Annotated in this window: 15 protein-coding genes; 5 read left to right on the forward strand and 10 right to left on the reverse strand. The window is 43.8% G+C overall.

Annotated elements, in window-relative coordinates; all coding sequences use genetic code 11:
* Positions 1-50: 50 nt before the first annotated feature.
* Complete coding sequence (locus GLO7428_RS03485; protein ID WP_041918500.1) at positions 51-1,403, reverse strand: histidine phosphatase family protein; 1,353 nt, start codon at positions 1,401-1,403, stop codon at positions 51-53.
* A gap of 282 nt (positions 1,404-1,685) precedes the next feature.
* Here GLO7428_RS03485 and GLO7428_RS03490 point away from each other — a divergent pair, with 282 nt between their 5' ends.
* On the forward strand, positions 1,686-3,275 hold the full coding sequence (locus GLO7428_RS03490) for a type II CAAX endopeptidase family protein (protein ID WP_015187177.1): 1,590 nt from the start codon (positions 1,686-1,688) through the stop codon (positions 3,273-3,275).
* Positions 3,276-3,283: 8 nt separating this feature from the next.
* Here GLO7428_RS03490 and GLO7428_RS03495 read toward each other — a convergent pair whose 3' ends face one another.
* The 3 genes from GLO7428_RS03495 to GLO7428_RS03505 form a co-directional block, all read right to left on the reverse strand.
* A complete protein-coding gene (locus GLO7428_RS03495) occupies positions 3,284-3,721 on the reverse strand; it encodes a hypothetical protein (protein WP_015187178.1) in 438 nt (145 codons plus the stop codon).
* A 240-nt stretch (positions 3,722-3,961) separates the two neighbouring features.
* Positions 3,962-4,744, reverse strand: coding sequence for a PIG-L deacetylase family protein (locus GLO7428_RS03500; protein ID WP_015187179.1), 783 nt, complete (start codon positions 4,742-4,744; stop codon positions 3,962-3,964).
* Between the two features lie 11 nt (positions 4,745-4,755).
* Entirely contained in the window at positions 4,756-5,679 is a 924-nt protein-coding gene (locus tag GLO7428_RS03505) for a glycosyltransferase family 2 protein (RefSeq protein ID WP_015187180.1), read from the reverse strand.
* Positions 5,680-6,121: 442 nt separating this feature from the next.
* Between GLO7428_RS03505 and aroA the strand changes: the two genes are divergently transcribed.
* A complete protein-coding gene (gene aroA / locus GLO7428_RS03510) occupies positions 6,122-7,465 on the forward strand; it encodes a 3-phosphoshikimate 1-carboxyvinyltransferase (protein WP_015187181.1) in 1,344 nt (447 codons plus the stop codon).
* A gap of 31 nt (positions 7,466-7,496) precedes the next feature.
* On the opposite strand, the gene GLO7428_RS03515 is transcribed toward aroA, so the two are convergent.
* The 5 genes from GLO7428_RS03515 to GLO7428_RS03535 all read right to left on the reverse strand — a co-directional run bounded on the left by GLO7428_RS03515 (position 7,497) and on the right by GLO7428_RS03535 (position 10,480).
* Positions 7,497-7,883 (reverse strand): PIN domain-containing protein, encoded by a 387-nt coding sequence (locus GLO7428_RS03515; protein WP_015187182.1) that lies wholly within the window; start codon positions 7,881-7,883, stop codon positions 7,497-7,499.
* Positions 7,870-8,115: an AbrB/MazE/SpoVT family DNA-binding domain-containing protein gene (locus tag GLO7428_RS03520; protein ID WP_015187183.1), complete on the reverse strand. Its 246-nt coding sequence runs from the start codon at positions 8,113-8,115 to the stop codon at positions 7,870-7,872. Before GLO7428_RS03520 ends, GLO7428_RS03515 begins: the two co-directional genes overlap by 14 nt.
* A gap of 250 nt (positions 8,116-8,365) precedes the next feature.
* Positions 8,366-9,349, reverse strand: a complete 984-nt coding sequence (locus tag GLO7428_RS03525; protein ID WP_015187184.1) for a glutathione S-transferase family protein — start codon at positions 9,347-9,349, stop codon at positions 8,366-8,368.
* 261 nt (positions 9,350-9,610) lie between these two features.
* Complete coding sequence (gene gatC / locus GLO7428_RS03530) at positions 9,611-9,904, reverse strand: Asp-tRNA(Asn)/Glu-tRNA(Gln) amidotransferase subunit GatC (protein ID WP_015187185.1); 294 nt, start codon at positions 9,902-9,904, stop codon at positions 9,611-9,613.
* 60 nt (positions 9,905-9,964) lie between these two features.
* Entirely contained in the window at positions 9,965-10,480 is a 516-nt protein-coding gene (locus GLO7428_RS03535; protein WP_015187186.1) for a photosystem I assembly protein Ycf3, read from the reverse strand.
* A gap of 180 nt (positions 10,481-10,660) precedes the next feature.
* Here GLO7428_RS03535 and GLO7428_RS03540 point away from each other — a divergent pair, with 180 nt between their 5' ends.
* Together GLO7428_RS03540 and GLO7428_RS03545 are read left to right on the forward strand one after the other, a co-directional pair.
* Positions 10,661-11,191, forward strand: coding sequence for a GrpB family protein (locus GLO7428_RS03540; protein WP_015187187.1), 531 nt, complete (start codon positions 10,661-10,663; stop codon positions 11,189-11,191).
* Positions 11,192-11,266: 75 nt separating this feature from the next.
* Entirely contained in the window at positions 11,267-11,836 is a 570-nt protein-coding gene (locus tag GLO7428_RS03545; protein ID WP_015187188.1) for a Uma2 family endonuclease, read from the forward strand.
* On the opposite strand, the gene cobN is transcribed toward GLO7428_RS03545, so the two are convergent.
* Positions 11,828-15,637 (reverse strand): cobaltochelatase subunit CobN, encoded by a 3,810-nt coding sequence (cobN, locus tag GLO7428_RS03550; RefSeq protein WP_015187189.1) that lies wholly within the window; start codon positions 15,635-15,637, stop codon positions 11,828-11,830. The genes GLO7428_RS03545 and cobN overlap by 9 nt on opposite strands.
* Before the next feature lie 101 nt (positions 15,638-15,738).
* On the opposite strand from cobN, the gene GLO7428_RS03555 reads away from it, so the two are divergent.
* Complete coding sequence (locus GLO7428_RS03555; protein WP_015187190.1) at positions 15,739-17,691, forward strand: GAF domain-containing sensor histidine kinase; 1,953 nt, start codon at positions 15,739-15,741, stop codon at positions 17,689-17,691.
* Positions 17,692-17,702: the final 11 nt, after the last annotated feature.

The raw sequence follows: 17,702 nt of genomic DNA on the forward strand, positions 1-17,702 counted from the left end.
TGACACCAATTACTAATGACCTATTACCAATTACCCAGTTACCCAGTACCTTACAACGCCCCTGCGGCAGTTTTATCAAGAACACCTCCCCCAAGATGAGTTGTGATATTCATTGCTTGCAATACAGGTAAACCTGCTGCACCTTGTGGATAATCAATAACGCTGACAGCCCCATTTCCTTGGCGAAAGTTCCAGAAATGCGCAGGCGATAAACCCAAAACATGACACAGTAAAACTTTATTCGTGGCATCGTGCGCCACAACCAACCCAGTCGTTTGACTTGCTGCGGAATCAAGAATACTCTGCCAAGCCGCGACACTGCGTTCCCAGACTTGCTGTAAATTCTCACCTTGTGGCATTTGTACCTCTGCTGGTACTGTTCGCCATTGATGTAGTTCCCCTGGAAAACTTTGCTCGATCTCTGATTCTAATTTACCTTCCCAAAGTCCGTGATTAATCTCTTGCAGGTCAGCGTGTAATTGCAGTTGAATTTCAGGGTGATGCTGCAAAATAATCTCTGCGGTTTCCTTGGGACGCAACATTGGGCTACTCACAGCGAAATCCAGCTGCACGTTTTTCAGAAATTCCGCTGCTTTTTGTGCCTGTTGCCGACCATTATCGTTGAGCGGAACATCGATTTGCCCCTGAAACCGCGTTTGGCGATTCCATTCGGTTTCACCATGACGTACGAGCAAAAGGCGCTGTCCTTGATGATTTGGTCGCAGTGAGGGCAAAACTTCGCCTAAATGTGCTGTTTGATTGAGTGATTCTAGCTGTACTGCTCCCCACTTGCTATCTTTTTGGTGCGAAGGAGTCGCCGGATCGAAATTCAGGACTGTGACATTACAGTTCGATTGCTGAATCGAGTGGTAGCGTTGCGGCGAAATTCCCAAAGCCGTACTAATCAAAGCGCGATTGATACCGTTATGCCCCACGATCAGAATTGTTTCGCCTGCATGACGCGGCAAAGTTTCTTCCCAAAACTGTCTTGCTTGTTCAAACAAACTGAGAATTGGGAAGTGTTCGCGGTTTTCTCCCACCACCATCACCAGTTGATCCGGATGTTCGTGCCAAAGTCGGTAAGCATCAGGAAATTTCTCGCGCACCTCAGAGGAAAGCATTCCTTCCCACAACGACAAGTCAACTTCCATTAAGTTACTAGAAGCTTGCGGTTTTAGGGGTGTCGCTAAGCAACTACAGATCGCTTCTGCTGTATGTTTTGCTCGCTGTAGAGGGCTAGTATAAACCGCAGCAAAATTTAAGTGACTCAGCGCAGCACCAACTTTACGAGCATCGTTTTGCCCCTTTTCAGTTAAAGTTGACACATCACTACGACCCTGAATGCGCTTTTCGGTGTTGTAGCTACTTTGACCGTGACGCACAATAATGACACGAGTGGTCAATCTATTTATCCTCCAACAGCACTTTTTGTAAATCGTTCGCTGCATATGCGCAGCACAGACGAGCCAGCGTTATTTTAGCGTGTGATGAACCAAAGTTAACAATAGAATCGTGAAGTGATAAGTGGTTAGTGGCTAGTGATGAGTTTTGAATTCAGGAACTCATAACTCTCTATCTCCTTGCTCCCCTGCTTCCTCTGCTCCCTCTGCACCTCTCCCAATCCTTGCTATGATTCCACAAGGGTGCGAATCGCGCGCTCAAGATGGCTGTAACGGGGGAGATTGATGACAATTAAGCGGATCATCTTAAGTTTGCTGACAGTAGTCGCAATTTTGTTTGCTGGTGCGTCTTTATGGGAAAGCTGGCAACAACCACAAATTCAAAGTCGTTTGGAATTGTACCAAGCTAATCTGCTTTTGCACGCGCAAGAATGGCAACCTCAAGGTGACAATGATACAAGTCTTAGCAATGCTCGCAGTGCTTTGCTCGGAGAACAACCGCTTAATTCCGCGTTCGAGCAATATCAAGAGGCAAGAACATCAGCGCAGATTAACTTAGATAAAGCGAACAACCAACTAAAACAGTTACAGTCAGAACCTGTAACCACCCCTGCGACTCCCAAATCACAATCAGAAATTGCCCCAATTACCGATACTTCGCGTCTACGACAGCAGCAACAAATACAGCGATCGCGCGCTCAATTACAACAATTGATTGCCGAGTTAGATCTGCGGCTAGGACTATTACAAGTACAGCAAGAACAAACCGATGCAGCGATTCAAACTTGGACAAAGTTTCAACAGCAAGTTAACAATCAACAGCAAGCTGTACTCGCCGATACCGCAGCAGTTTTGATTGGACTGTGGAGCGATCCGCCTCAGATATTTCCCGATGCCGAGCAACTGATTCAGAATAATCTAGATGGTTGGTTTCGCTATCGTGCTTTATCTCAGCTATATCAACTTCAGCAACGTCAAGACGCACTGACACAGCTACAAGCGACCGAACAACAAGTAGCCCAGCAAGCTGTCATCAAACTTGCATTTATTGGTAGTCTGCCTGCTTTTGGTGGCATAGTTGGTGTTGGGTTACTGCTCATTTTAGGCGCTCAGCGTTTAGTCAAAGGAAAAGAGGCGCTACTTGCACAAAATGAAGATGCACGGTGGTCAACTCCTTGGACAGGAGAAACTGTTTGGCAGGTATTCATCCTCGGCTTTTTTCTCATGGGGCAAATTGTTGTTCCTTTGGGGTTGGCGCTACTGCAAATTAAACCGCCAGCCGGTTCGGGTGTGCGCGTTCAGGCTTTTTATATTTTGACGACTTACCTAACAGTTGCTTTGGGTGGCTTGGTAGTGCTTTATTTTTCAATTAAGCCTTTCTTCCCGCTTCCTAAAGATTGGTTTCGCTTCAATTTACAGGGAAATTGGTTTTTATGGGGGTTGGGAGGATACTGTGCTGCACTTCCACTCGTGGTGATTGTGTCGCTGATTAATCAACAAATCTGGCAAGGACAGGGTGGTAGTAATCCACTGTTATCTTTAGCATTGCAGGCACAAGATCAAGTAGCATTAGCTATTTTCTTTTTTACCGCTGCGATCGCCGCCCCGATTTTTGAGGAATTACTGTTTCGTGGTTTTCTCTTACCCTCACTCACCCGTTACGTATCCGTTTCGGGTGCGATTCTTCTCAGTTCGTTGCTGTTTGCGGTTGCGCACCTTAGTGTAGCTGAAATTCTTCCATTGACCGTCTTAGGAATTGTCTTGGGGGTTGTGTATACGCGATCGCGTAATCTCCTCGCACCTATGCTACTCCACAGTCTTTGGAATAGTGGCACACTTTTAAGTTTATTTATTTTAGGTAGTGGTTCTGTTTAATTTGTTGGTCAGTAGTGTATCTCTAGCTTTAAAACATAGCGTCCGAGTTGTACTTGCGACCACAATTCATACTCAATTTGAAGTTGCTGCGGTAAGGGACGATTGACTAAAGTTAATTGTCGAGTAAAATTACGCAATTGCAGGATATTTTCGCTGCCCTGAAAAAATCCGTTTCCTAACCAGTAACGACTAATTCCGTAAACTCCGCGCTCCCAAAAATGACGATAGCATACTTGATTTTCTGCTTGTTTGGTCATAATGACTCGATAAGGTGAAATTTCGAGCCACAAAAGACTAGGGCTAGCGGGTGAAGGTTCTGTTATTAATAAATGAAAACTCTCGCGATCTTTTTGTTCTAATGTAGCTACAGTCTGCACCACGTACTGCAAGGGTAAATCTGTAGAAATTAATGAAAGCGAGACTGGTTGACGGTAACGAGTCAGCATGAGCAAAAAGACTGCATGGCTAGTACAGCGCTAGTTTATCTTGAACAAGACTTATGCAACTGTTCTTAAAGCAAAGCTTAATAACATCACGCCGATTCAAGTACATGAGTGAAAATTAAAATTAGCCTTACAGCTTTTATTGGTCATTGGTAACTGGTAATTCGTTGCACTCAAGAAAGCAAAGTGATGAATGTGGAGTTTTGTGTTAATTGGGCTAAATCATAATTCACAACTCAACTTTTACTTGACTGGCGACGTTTTAAAAAATATTTCGTAGGGAGAAAAGAAGCACTCGATAAAACCTGGTGGCAGGATTGGCTCAATACCAGGAACTATACTGGAATATTGCGATTGATAAGCTGCCAAAGCTGCAATTTTTTGCTTGAGTACTTTGTTGATTGGTAATCTGTAAGCAGAGGCTAGCTCTGGAGATTTAAAATCAAGTTGATATGGTATCCACCGCGTCCATACAGGATACTGCAACACTTCTATAGGTAGGTTAGATTCTTGAACTGCGGCTTGCACTAAAGTGTAAGTTTCTTTATGGTCAGGATGAATGTCTTGTTTGTAGGGTACGTATACCTCTTGCGGTTGGCGATCGCGTAACAATTGTACTAGCAGGTTAATCGTTTCCTGACGCTCTGTAACGGATAGCGCGGCTAAACCGCCATCTGGTTTACCTAGAAAGTGAATTGCTGATTGTGCAACACCAAGAGTCTTGAGGGCTTGAATTGCTTCTTGCTGGCGAATTTGTACAAGCTGATCCGGACAAATTTGCGGATACTCTGCGTATGAAGCCCTACCATCAGTGAGAAATACAACATCTAAAGCAACCCCCTGATCGCACTTGAGTGCAATTGTCCCACCACAACCTAGCGTTTCGTCGTCTTGATGCGGTGCAAAGACGATCGCTGATTTCTGGTTCGCTGCGATCGCTTTGCTTTTCTTGTACAACCACCACAAATAAATAAACCGTGATTTTGAGAGTAATCGCTGCTTAATTTTTTGATAGTATTTCTTCATAAGTATATTTCCTAGTTAGCTGTTACAATGTTTGCTTTTTCGATAGAACTTTTCATGCAGATTCTTTTTTTCAATCCAAAGTATTGAGAATATTTGTAACTTCCTTTTAAAAGTCCAATATTCCAGCTAAGAATCCATAGCCACTCAGCAAGTTTACTTCTGCTTTGAAGATAGAAAACAATTTTGCTCGGATATAATAAAACTTTTACTAAATAACCAAAAGCAGCAAATCTACTAACTGAAATTCCGTATAGCAATCGGAGATATATATGGCTTTCAGCCCAGCTTTTTCCTTGCTTATAAATATCTTTAAATGTATTACGTAGGCGGATTTGAGCAACAGCATCTTCAATAAACTGAAGTTGAGTGCCTAGGAGTTGAACTCGAAAACAATAGTCAGTGTCTTCTGCATATATCAAGTCTTCATTAAATCCACCCACAGCTTCGTGCAGTGCTTTTTTGATACCAAGATTTCCACTTCCTGCAAAAGGTAGATAAGGCGGAAATTCGTACTGCGAAAGCCCTGTTTTCTGAACTTGAAAGATACCACTATTAACTAGCCACGGTTCGTTGAGTTGCGTATAATCAAAACGCCCAGCAACAAAGTCATGTTTGAGAAGTGCTTCTCCCATTGCAGTTAACCAGCCTGGTTCAACTCGATCGTCAGCATCACAAAATAGAAGTGCTTCGCCAGTTGCAACTTTAGCACCAGCATTACGTGCATGGGCAGCACCAGGGCGATCGCGTGCATGAATCAACTGAAGATTTAAAATTTGTTTTTGATATTTTTCAACAATTGCAACTGAGTCATCTGTAGAACCATTATCAACAACAATAATTTCCCAATTTTTCCATGTTTGTTTAGCAAGTGCTTCTAACTGCACTGCAATTGTTTTTGCTGCATTAAAGCAAGGAATAATTACACTTATTTTCATCTTTAGCTAACTATATTGTTAAGTTTATATTCGGTTGTTCTGATATATTTTATTTTTTTACACTACGTTGTAGCCGAACAATTAAACTTACTCGTTAAAGGAAAACATCTAATGGTTTTAAATATTTTTAAATTAGCTTATCGTTGTATTTTTTTGTATGGGAGTATACTGTCAGTTAGACTTTCAAAAGTAAAGAATGATACTTGTAATTAAACAATAACTTTATATTCTTGATACTTTTGTGAATTTTTAGCTTAGCAAGAAGAAGGTTAATATTGCATCGTAAACCCCTCAATCAATATTTTGAGTGGCATTTGAGTAGCGAGCTTATACTAAGACTTGATAAAACTGGTGTAGTACCAAGTTCAAAATTAGACAGAATCCCAGTACGGAGTGCGAATATTGCGGTAGGATAAAATTCACATATGTTACGTGAGTTTTCATGTCGGCTGTCATCACGCAAGAAACGAATCGTCACCAAAATCTCGTTATTAATCGTGCTACAGGATTATCCTTACACGGTCGTATCCGAGTTCCAGGAGATAAATCGATTTCGCATCGGGCTTTGATGCTAGGTGCGATCGCATCGGGCGAAACGCGCATTCAAGGGTTGTTGCTAGGCGAAGATCCGCGCAGTACAGCAAGTTGTTTTCAAGCTTTGGGGGCGGAAATTTCCGAGTTAAATACCGAATTAGTTACCGTCAAAGGAATAGGATTGGGGCAATTACAAGAACCTGTCGATGTCCTCAACGCTGGGAATTCAGGGACAACACTACGGTTAATGCTAGGAATTTTAGCGGCGCATCCTGGGCGATTTTTTGCTGTCACAGGTGATAATTCATTGCGATCGCGTCCGATGTCGCGTGTGGTCAAACCATTGCAACAAATGGGGGCGCAAATTTGGGGACGTAAAGAGAATTCGTTAGCGCCTTTAGCAATTCAAGGACAAACGCTTAAACCAATTCATTACAATTCTCCGATCGCTTCTGCGCAAGTGAAATCGTGTGTTCTCTTAGCCGGATTGATGACTGAAGGCGAAACAACTGTCACGGAACCAGCGTTATCGCGGGATCATAGCGAAAGAATGCTTCAAGCCTTCGGGGCGAAACTCAGCGTCGATCCTGATACTCACAGTGTCACTGTCACAGGACCTGCACAACTACAAGGACAAACCGTTATTGTACCTGGAGATATCAGTTCTGCGGCTTTTTGGCTAGTTGCAGCAGCGATTGTTCCTGATTCCGAATTAATTATTGAAAATGTTGGTGTAAATCCTACACGTACGGGTATTTTAGAAGCATTGTCGATGATGAACGCAGATGTTCAGTTAGAAAATCAGCGTTTAGTTGCAGGCGAACCTGTTGCAGATTTACGCGTACGTTCGAGTCAACTCAAAAGTTGTACGATCGCTGGCGATTTGATTCCGCGATTAATTGATGAAATCCCAATTCTTGCAGTCGCCGCAGTTTTTGCGCAGGGGACAACCGTGATTCGCGATGCGGAGGAATTGCGCGTTAAAGAAAGCGATCGCATTGCAGTTATGGCAAATCAACTGCAACGCATGGGGGCTAATGTTACCGAACTTCCTGATGGTTTAGAAATTGTTGGCGGAACTTCGCTAACAGGTACGGATGTCGATAGCCACACCGATCATCGAATTGCGATGAGTTTAGCGATCGCTGCGCTTAATAGTACCGGAACTACGACAATTAATCGTGCAGAAGCTGCGGCTATTTCCTACCCAGATTTTGTGCCCACACTCGAACAAATTTGCCATAGCAGTTAATATCATCCTCAGTTGGAAAGTTATCAGTTTTCTACTCCAAATAGCGAAATCCTTTTTCTCTTCTTAGCTTTCGGTCAAATGTGACTGTCTGATCGCAGCCTGCATGAGTAGCGATCGCTCCGATCAAATAATCGGAAAAATCTGCACCTCCTTGTCGAGTGCGCTGGATCGCTTGGTAAAGAATAGAACGGTTTTCAAACTCAAATGCAGAATGCAACATCATCTCTAGCACGCTAAGAATTTGCTCTTTATTAAATTGATATGGTTGCCTTTTAAGTACCCACACTGTTTCGCATAGAACAATGTTGCTCACAAAACAGGGTTGGTTGTTCTGAATGATATGAACTGCAAGTTCCCATTGTTCTAGGTCATCTTTCGTAAGGTAGCGAATCAGAATATTCGTATCAATCCCAATCACAGGCTCCCTCTGCGATCGCTGTTTCTATTTCTTCTTGAGTTGCAGCTTTTATCCCAGGCTGATGCAAAATTCCTGATAATGCTTCGATAGGAATGTTTAGTGGAATGAGTTTGACCTTTCCCGTTTCATCAATAACAAATTCCACCTGGCTACCAACCTCCAGCCCTAGATGCTCTCGAATTTCTTTCGGAATTGTGATTTGTCCTTTCGTTGTAATTTTTGCGATCGCCATAATGGTATTCCTGACAATAGCGCCTTACTTCACATTGTAAGACCAAGATATTAGCCCGTATAGAGTTAGCATTTACCGCTTGAAGCCACCAGTTACCGATCGCTAGCTTCATCATCTATAGCAAATGTCCTAAATACCCCTTCAACTGCTATATTACTCTTGCATTGGGAAACCATGAATATTTTGACTGAAAAAAACAACGTAGGTACTAACAGCGACCTACGTAAATTTGATAATTTGTTTTCTGTTTTTACACTTGTAGAGTAGCGCCTAAGCGATAGCGATTATGCGGTGCATCTAAGTCAAGAACTGGTCCTTTGGGAACAATGCGCGTCGGGTTAACTTTTGGATGACTCATGTAGTAATGCTTTTTGATATGGTCAAAATGACACGTTTCTTTGACACCCTTTTGTTGGTAAAGGTCTTTTAGATAATTCCAAAGATTAGGATAATCCGCAATGCGCCGCAAGTTGCACTTGAAATGAACGTAGTAAACAGGGTCAAAGCGCAGTAGTGTTGTGAACATACACCAATCAGCTTCAGTTAGGCGATCGCCACACAAATAACGCTGTTCAGATAAGACTTTTTCCCAGTAATCTAATGCTTGAAACAATTCGGTGACAGCTTCTTCATACGCGGATTGAGTCGTCGCAAAACCTGCGCGGTAAACACCATTATTAATAGGTTGGTAAATCGCATCAATCGTTTCGTCAACTTTTTCCTGTATGTCTTGCGGATAAAAATGAATATCCTGTTTAGCGTAAGCTTCAAACTCTGTATCCAACATCCGAATAATTTCGCGGGATTCGTTATTGACAATTGTGCCAGTTTTCTTATCCCATAAAACAGGTACAGTTACTCTACCGCTGTAGTCAGGCTCAGCTTTCAGGTAGACTTCCCACAAGTAACTCGTGTGGTTAACTGTATCCGGAATACTCCCTGGTTCATTATCAGAGAATTCCCAACTGTTTTGATCGATAACTGGTGCTACTACAGAAAGACCAATAACATCTTCTAACCCTTTTAACCGTCGCATGATTGCGGTACGATGTGCCCAAGGGCAAGCCCAGGAGATATAAAGATGGTAACGTTCTGGTTCAGCTTTAAAGCCACTCGAACCATCAGCAGTAATTTTATCGCGGAAGGTCGTTGAAGGACGCACAAACCGCCCGCCTTCGTCTTCTTGTTCGCGTTCTGGCACCCATTTGCCATCAATGAGAACACCCAAACCCATTATGAAAATCTCCTGTAATTGCTTTCAAAGCCCTCCGACTAAAGTCGGGGCTATCTGTACAAAGTGTGCCTGCGCACACTAAAAAAAATCAGAGTTTTGATGGAATAAGACAGACTTCACTTGTTCGCGGGGGGTAGATGGAGTTTCTCCAGTTGTGCATTCTATTGTTTAGAACTTTGCAAAGCTGTAGATTCGCCGTAGTTATTTCTTAGATAAAAACACGATTTCTGACTTTCCACCCTCAGATCTTGAAAGCTGTAACTACTCTTCTACATTCAAAATTTGTGGCACTTTGAAGTATTCGCCCTCTTGTTCTGGCGCACTGCTGAGAATTGCGGCGCGTTCTTCGTAAGGTTTTAGTTCATCAGGGCGTGTTATATTTTTTACTTCAATTGCTCTTGCTGTGGGTGGGACATCAGTGACATCGAGTTCACTTAGTTGTTCAAAGTAGTCCAGAATACTACTTAGCTGCGTAGTAAATTGTTCTTCCTCTTGTGGAGTTAACTCTAATCGAGCTAAAAGCGCCACTTTTCGGACTTGTTCGCGATCAATCATAGGTAAGAGGTAATGGGTAATTGGTGATGGGTAATAGAATCACACTCAGCTTTCTACTCACTAAAAGTTTTCGTGCATTCTACCTGTCGTTTTCAGCCAGTTTTGTGCTTCTAGGTAATTGTTAGGGGCGATGCTGATGGCTCGTCTCCAGTAATCAGCAGCTTGGTCAAATAAAGCTTCTGCACCGTCATTGTCGCCTGCTTCTTTGGCTCTTTCGCCTTGGTAGTGATAGATTACCGCAATGTTGTTTAGTGCTTGGATCAGGCGCGGATTTGTTTCTAGTGCTTGGTGATAGTAATTTAGAGCTTTTTCATGTTCGCCATTACTCGCGTGAATTAAGGCAATGTTGTAGAAGATATAACTGCGATCGTATGGGTCTTCTTCTAATTCTAAAGCTTCGTTGTAGTTATCTAACGCTTCAGCGTAGTCACCGTCGGCTTGGGCTGCCATTCCATCGCGGTAGTAGACAAAAGCTTCTTTAGCTTTTTTATTTGTAGGCAGAACCTTGAGAATCAGATCCGCCATGACGGTAAAAGATTTATCGATAAAGTTGTCGTTACGTTGAGTTCTTGGCATATCTGCTTCTAGTTTATTAAAGAGTGTCTGCTATGAATTGCTTCCAAGGATATTGTAGTTGAGAGCAGGGTAGACTAGGACAGCGATCGCACTCGAATTCAGTCTTGATCCAGCTTCACAAAGAAGAGTGATTAGTTGATAAGTTTTGTGTTAGCACTCAGCATAAAATCAGTCATCCCTATGAGAAAAGTCGAAGTTGTTCCCCATAATCCTCAGTGGCAAGACGCCTTTGTGAAAGAAAAACAGCACATCTTGCAAGCGTTGGGTAACAATGTCGTTGCAATTCATCATATTGGTAGTACTGCAATACCTCATATTTACGCCAAACCGATTATTGATCTGTTAGTCGAGGTAAAAGAAATTGCCAAAGCGGATCAATGCAATTTATCAATGGAAGTTTTAGGCTATGAAGCAATGGGCGAGTTTGGAATTCCAAGTCGCCGTTACTTTCGCAAAAACAACGCAGCAGGTGTCAGAACACATCATGTTCATACATTTGAAGTAGGTAATCCAGAAGTAGAGAAACATTTAGCATTTAGAGACTACATGATTTCCCACTTGGCATACGCACAGCAATATAGCGATTTGAAGCGCGAGTTAGCGAGAAAGTATCCACATGACATTGATAGTTACATGGATGGGAAGCATGGATTTATCCAACAGATGAATGAAAAAGCAGCAAAGTGGCGTGAGTTACAGAAAACTAGCTAATTGTCAACTGCTCAGCACTTTTCCATCGAACTGACGTTAATATTGAACAACCAATGAAAAAAGAGAGGTGAAACAATGACCTCTACAACAACACCCAACATTACTTTAGCAGAGTTTCTCAAGCTTCCTGAGACGAAGCCAGCAAGTGAATACATCAATGGAGAGATCGTCCAAAAGCCGATGCCGAAAGGGAGACACAGCCGCTTGCAGAGTAAGCTGTGTGCCGCAATTAACGACATTACAGAGGAGCAAAAAATCGCTTATGCTTTTCCTGAACTACGTTGTAGCTTTGGCGATCGCTCAATTGTTCCAGATATTGCGGTCTTCCAGTGGCAACGAATTCCTTTTAATGCCAACGGAGAAGTTCCTGATAACTTTGAATTACCGCCAGACTGGGTGATAGAGATTCTTTCTCAAAATCAACAGCCAAACAAAGTCATTGGTAACATTCTCCACTGTTTACAACATGGATGTCGATTGGGTTGGTTGATTGACGCAGACGATCGCAGTATATTAGTTTTTCTGCCAGGTCAGCAACCAGAACTAAGACAAGATAGCGATCGCTTAGCTGTGCTAGCAGAAATTCCCTTGGAGTTAACCACAGTGCAGGTTTTTGATTGGTTGAAGATGGCAAAATCACTTTAATGTTTGTTCAATGCTGGCTTCAGCTTGGTGAACGAGCGATCGCAAATTCTCCAACATCGCGCGATCGATATTCTGCCACAAACCGCGTTGATGCGCTTCTAATAATCTTTCTGCCATATCGCGCAACGCCCAAGGATTCTTTTGTTGGATAAACTGCTGAACATCGGGATCAAATAAGTACGCTTGTGCAACTCCCTGATACATATGATCTTCAACACAATGCGCTGTCGCGTCGTAGGCAAATAAATAATCTACTGTCGCCGCCATTTCAAACGCACCTTTGTAACCGTGACGCATGACTCCAGCAATCCACTTCGGGTTAATTACGCGGGATCGATAAACGCGGGCAATTTCTTCTTTGAGTTGACGCACGCGGGGATTTGCTGGAATTGAGTTGTCGCCAAAATAAGTTTGCGGGTTTTTTCCCTGTAAAGAACGTACTGCTGCGGTTAAACCGCCCTGAAATTGATAATAATCATCCGAATCGAGTAAATCGTGTTCGCGGTTGTCTTGATTGTGTAAAACGATTTGCATTTGTTGTAAACGCTGTGCAAAAGCTTCAGGAACGGCACATCCTTCAGCCGAACGCGAGTAAGCGTAGCTACTCCAATTAATATAAGCACGCGCTAAATCTTCATCATCATGCCAGTTTTGTGCTTCAATTAAACCTTGGAGTCCTGCGCCATATGCGCCAGGTTTCGAGCCAAAAATACGATAACGCGATCGCACCTCAGCTTGTTCTAAAGTTAACCCCGCTGTTTGCCATAGTTGTGTTTCTTGAGCAACTTGCGCAGCTAAGGGATTTTGTTCAGGTGGTTCATCAAGTGCAGCGACAGCAGCAACAGCAGTATCAAACAAATCAATTAAATTCGCAAAAGCATCGCGGAAAAAGCCCGAAATTCGCAAAGTTACATCCACGCGCGGACGTCCTAATATTGATAGCGGTAAAACTTCTAAATCCACTACCCGCCGCGAAACACCATCCCATACAGGTTGCACTCCGAGTAATGCTAATGCTTCAGCAATATCATCACCACCCGTCCGCATTGTTGAAGTTCCCCAAATCGACAAGCCCAAAGTTTTAGGATACTCGCCATTCTCTTGTGCATAACGTTCAATTAAAGCCTCCGCAGCTTTGCGCCCAATATCCCAAGATGTTTCTGTCGGAATCGCGCGAATATCCACTGAGTAAAAATTGCGACCAGTTGGTAAGACTTCAGGACGACCGCGAGTCGGCGCACCCGCAGCACCACTCGGAACATACCGCCCATCCAAACCATGTAATAAGTTCGTAATTTCTTGTTTTGTTTGTTGCAAAGAAGAAAGTAGGCGATCGCGTATCCAATGAAGAATAGGGGTGAGGGGCAACAGGGGCAAGGCACTGCCTTGCCCGCACTGAGGGGTGAGGGGGTGTTCTAGGCTTAGTAGTATTTGTTCTACTAAGATGGTGGCGTAGTGTTCTAAGGCTTCTACCGCGTCGCCGATTGTGTAACAGAGTTGTTGTGTTTTTGTGGAGATTAATTCGATTTCAGATGCTGAAAGCTTTTGACTAAGATCTGCGGTGAGAGGATCAAAATCTAGTCCCCAAGATTGCGCGATCGCTTGTGTAAATCCTAAGCGATCGCTACTCGGCATTCGGGCGATCGCCACAATCAAATCCCTTAGTTGTCTTCCTTGCGGACATTGACCAAATATATGTAAACCATCGCGAATTTGTGCTTCTTTCAATTCGCAAAGATAGCCATCAAGATTGCTAATCGTTAATTGTTCATTGTCACGAGCTACACCAAGATCGAGGTGGAGATTTTCTTGTAGAACGAGATCGAGAATGCGATCGCGAATCAGCGTTAACCGTGCCGGATCTAAACTCTGCGCCTCATAATACTCATCAACCAACCCCTCCAACTGCTGTAAAGGACCATACAATTGCGCGCGAGTCAACGGCGGCGTCAAATGGTCTACAATCACAGCTTGCGCGCGACGCTTAGCCTGCGAACCCTCCCCAGGATCATTGACAATAAACGGATACAAATGCGGTAAAGCCCCCAAAGCCACCTCTGGGTAACACCCCTCCGACAACGCCACACTTTTTCCTGGTAGCCACTCCAAATTGCCATGCTTCCCGACATGAACCACCACATCAGCACCAAAACATTCTCGCACCCAATAATAAAACGCTAAATACTCATGCGTAGGCTCTAAATCAGGGGCATGATAATTCAACGCCGGATCAACATCATACCCTCTACTTGGTTGAATTCCCACAAACACATTCCCCAAAGAAACCCCAGAAACCGCAAAACACCTTTCTTCTGCTCCTCTGCGCCCTCTGCGCCCCTGCTCCTCTGCGCCCTTGTGGTTCGCATCCCCCCACCGTTCACAAACCCCCTGTTGCACCCCCAAAGGCAAACTCTCAAAATACTCCTGATACTCTTCCCAACTCACACTTTGCAACACCGATCGCAACTCCCGCCCTTCTGGATCATTCGTCACTCCACTCGTCAAGCGCTGCATCAACTCATCGCTACTCTGCGGTAAATCCTCCACCCGATACCCAGCCGCTTGCAAAGCCTGCAAAATTTCTATACAACTTGCCGGAGTATCCAATCCTACGCCATTCGCCAAACGTCCATCACGATTCGGGTAATTTGCCAAAATCAGCGCAATTTTTCTTTCGTGTGGTGGTAACAAACGCAAGCGCACCCAACTCGCGGCTAAATCCGCAACAAACGCAACGCGATCGCATCGTGGTTCATAAACGACAACATCCGTTTCTAAATCAGCATTCCACGTTTGCACAGCTTTAAAAGAAACTGCACGGGTAATAATTCGCCCATCGACTTCAGGTAGCGCCACATTCATCGCCATATCGCGCGGCGAAAGCCCTTGAAATTGAGATTCCCAAACATCTACAGGGCTACTACTCAAAATCGCTTGCAATACAGGAACATCCAATTTTTCCCAAAAATCTAATTGCAGCGTTGCTTCCAACCGCGCTAGCGAGAAACTCGTCGTATTCAGCAATAGTTGAATTTGTGGTTCATCTTTTGGTTGAAAATAGGATACTAGCTCGTCTTGTACATCGCGATCGCGCAACGAAGACACAAAAAGCGGTACTGCTTCTAAATTTCTTTCCCAAAGTGCTTGACAAAAAGCATCAATTACACTTACATTGCCTGATAAATAATGCGCCCGATAAAACAAAATCCCGACTTTTGGCTTTCCCCCTGATCTCTGATCCCCGATCCCTGACCTCTGATAAAAACCCACACGCGGTATAACTTGTGGCTGTGGCGGATGATAGCTAGTTTTTACACACGCATCGCAGATGAACTGCAAGCCGTTGACGATATTTTCTACACCGCCTTCGCTGAAGTAACGCCAAATTCGGTTAACAGCGGTAAAAGAAACGGTGGAGTGTTCGATTAAATGCGGATCGAGAACATCATCGCCAGGAATAACAATCAGTGATGCTTTGGTACGCTGTACGGTTTCCTGCACCACTTCTAACCCGTAAGACCAGTATGATCGCCCCCCCAGCAACCGTAATATAATAACTTGAGCCTTTTCTAATACCTCCTCCGCGTAGGTATCAATCGTGAGTTGTTGCTGTAGCTGCAATAAATTAGCTACGCGCAGTGCAGGAAACCCCACTGGTAATTTAGAAATCGCTGCTGCTATGGTTTGAATATCAGTATCTGCCGCAGTCAGAAACACAATTGGTGCTGGAGTTTGTTCTAAAAAAATTACGCCTTCTGATTGAGGATTCCATCCTCCTGGTGTGCCATTAATACGATGCATAATGTTGTTTTATAGAATGCATAATGTAGATTTATTATTTGCAACAGGGGGAAAAGCGGCGGTGAAAAGCTATTTAGCCAAGATTCAATAGACCTCAGAGCATGATCCACCCTGAAGATTTGAGCTTTCGTGGCACTTTGCCCTTACCTGTTTTTAAGCAACTCGGGCAGTTACTGCATCAAATGGCTCAAATCGCGGAAACGGAAGTTGTGGTGCTGACACAAGACATCCTTTTATCAATTCCTGTTCCTCAGAAGAAGCAACAATTTATCGTCATCATATCTCAAGGATTTAGTGCGCTGCTGTTGGGATTTCCAGAGGAACCTGAACAATCAAACATTCAGAATTCAGTTAAAATGCCAGATCCTGATGATGCCGCATACATCTTTTCGCTACCTGCTGAATTTTTATCATTTGATGTGCAAGAGTCGCTCATCGATGTCAATCTAACATTTGACCGCGATGCGATCGCCAATTTCCTACACCAACTCAGTTACAAGCTTCAGCACGACTTTCAAGCGTCCCAAACACTAGCGCAGTACTGTCAAAGCCTACAACCAAATGATGCCAGGCTGCAAAGTTACTTTACACTTTTATTGTTATCTATCTTCAATAAAGAGAAAGCGGCTGCGCCACAAGCCGAACATCCTTCTGTATCTGTCTGTCAACCTGTAGAAGATGCGCTTAAAGAGCAAATTGCGCACGAACGCCTATTGAACCAACTTACAAGTCAAATTCGTCAAAGTTTAGATTTATCAGTCATCCTTTCCACCGCAGTGAGTCACGTCCGTGATTTTCTGCAATTGGATCGCTTGATGATTTATCAGTTTGCACAAGATAGCGATCGCGAATGGATTGCGACATCATCACAGGTGCTTCCTCGTAGCGATACCTGGCAAAAACATTCAGGTTGTGTTGTGTATGAAGCCCGTGCAGCCGAATCGATTCCATCAATGTTAAATTACCGTGAAGCAGGATGTTTTATTCCAACTTCGCAATGTTGGGAGAAGTATCGCAAAGGCTTTACACTCGCTGTCGATGATATTGAAAAAACTTATGTCCTTTCGCAGTGTCTTCTAGAGTTTTTGCGCGCGAGTCAAGTACGTGCAAAGCTAGCAGCACCCATTGTCTTGCAAGAAAAACTGTGGGGGTTACTGATCGCGCATCAATGTCACGATCGTCACTGGCGTGACAGTGAAAAAAACCTACTGCAAAGAATCGCGGAACAACTAGCGATCGCGATCAACCAAGCCGAATTAATGCAATCTTTAACACGCGAAAAACAATTACTCGAACAACGAGTTTCAGAACGTACGCAAGCGCTGCAAGATGCTTTAATCGCCGCCCAAGCCGCAAACCGTGCCAAAAGCGAATTCTTAGCGACGATGAGTCACGAATTGCGATCGCCACTGACAACGATTATCGGGTTATCTGCGACACTGTTACGTTGGTCTTTTGGTCAATTAACCGAGCGTCAGCGCCAATATCTAGACACTATTCACAACAGCGGCGAACATTTATTAGCGTTGATCAACGATATTTTGACATTATCCGAAGTGGAAGCGGGTAAGACACTGTTAGAGAAAAGCGAGTTTTCCTTAAGCGCGATCGCCGAAGCGAGTATGCAATCTTTTAGAAGTATCGCAGCACGGCAAGCGGTCGATCTTTGTTTAGATTTAAGAATTGACGCGTCGCGCGATCGCATCATCGCAGACTTTAAACGCGTGCAACAAATTCTCTGGAATCTTCTTAGCAATGCGGTAAAATTTACTCCAGCTGGCGGGCGAGTGATTTTACGTTCTTGGCGAGAGCACAACATCGCTGTCTTTCAAGTTGAAGATACAGGGATTGGCATTCCAACAGATCAGTTACCACTACTATTTGAGAAATTCCAACAGCTAGATACACCATACCGCCGTCAATACGAAGGAACAGGGCTAGGTTTAGCCCTCACCAAGCACCTAGTAGAACTTCACCAAGGACGTATCGAAGTCGAATCAGTTGTCGGTAATGGTTCAATTTTTACAGTTTGGTTGCCAGGAGTCGAGGGCTGAGGGGCAAGGCA

It is taken from the genome of Gloeocapsa sp. PCC 7428 (assembly GCF_000317555.1).
GTDB lineage: Bacteria > Cyanobacteriota > Cyanobacteriia > Cyanobacteriales > Chroococcidiopsidaceae > Chroogloeocystis.

Excerpts from the sequence above, each read along its gene's own strand:
- GLO7428_RS03490 (WP_015187177.1), top strand. The coding sequence starts at position 1,686 with ATGACAATTAAGCGGATCATCTTAAGTTTGCTGACAGTAGTCGCAATT.
- GLO7428_RS03495 (WP_015187178.1), bottom strand. The coding sequence starts at position 3,721 with ATGCTGACTCGTTACCGTCAACCAGTCTCGCTTTCATTAATTTCTACA.
- GLO7428_RS03500 (WP_015187179.1), bottom strand. The coding sequence starts at position 4,744 with ATGAAGAAATACTATCAAAAAATTAAGCAGCGATTACTCTCAAAATCA.
- GLO7428_RS03505 (WP_015187180.1), bottom strand. The coding sequence starts at position 5,679 with ATGAAAATAAGTGTAATTATTCCTTGCTTTAATGCAGCAAAAACAATT.
- aroA (WP_015187181.1), top strand. The coding sequence starts at position 6,122 with ATGTCGGCTGTCATCACGCAAGAAACGAATCGTCACCAAAATCTCGTT.
- GLO7428_RS03520 (WP_015187183.1), bottom strand. The coding sequence starts at position 8,115 with ATGGCGATCGCAAAAATTACAACGAAAGGACAAATCACAATTCCGAAA.
- GLO7428_RS03525 (WP_015187184.1), bottom strand. The coding sequence starts at position 9,349 with ATGGGTTTGGGTGTTCTCATTGATGGCAAATGGGTGCCAGAACGCGAA.
- gatC (WP_015187185.1), bottom strand. The coding sequence starts at position 9,904 with ATGATTGATCGCGAACAAGTCCGAAAAGTGGCGCTTTTAGCTCGATTA.
- GLO7428_RS03535 (WP_015187186.1), bottom strand. The coding sequence starts at position 10,480 with ATGCCAAGAACTCAACGTAACGACAACTTTATCGATAAATCTTTTACC.
- GLO7428_RS03540 (WP_015187187.1), top strand. The coding sequence starts at position 10,661 with ATGAGAAAAGTCGAAGTTGTTCCCCATAATCCTCAGTGGCAAGACGCC.
- GLO7428_RS03545 (WP_015187188.1), top strand. The coding sequence starts at position 11,267 with ATGACCTCTACAACAACACCCAACATTACTTTAGCAGAGTTTCTCAAG.
- cobN (WP_015187189.1), bottom strand. The coding sequence starts at position 15,637 with ATGCATCGTATTAATGGCACACCAGGAGGATGGAATCCTCAATCAGAA.
- GLO7428_RS03555 (WP_015187190.1), top strand. The coding sequence starts at position 15,739 with ATGATCCACCCTGAAGATTTGAGCTTTCGTGGCACTTTGCCCTTACCT.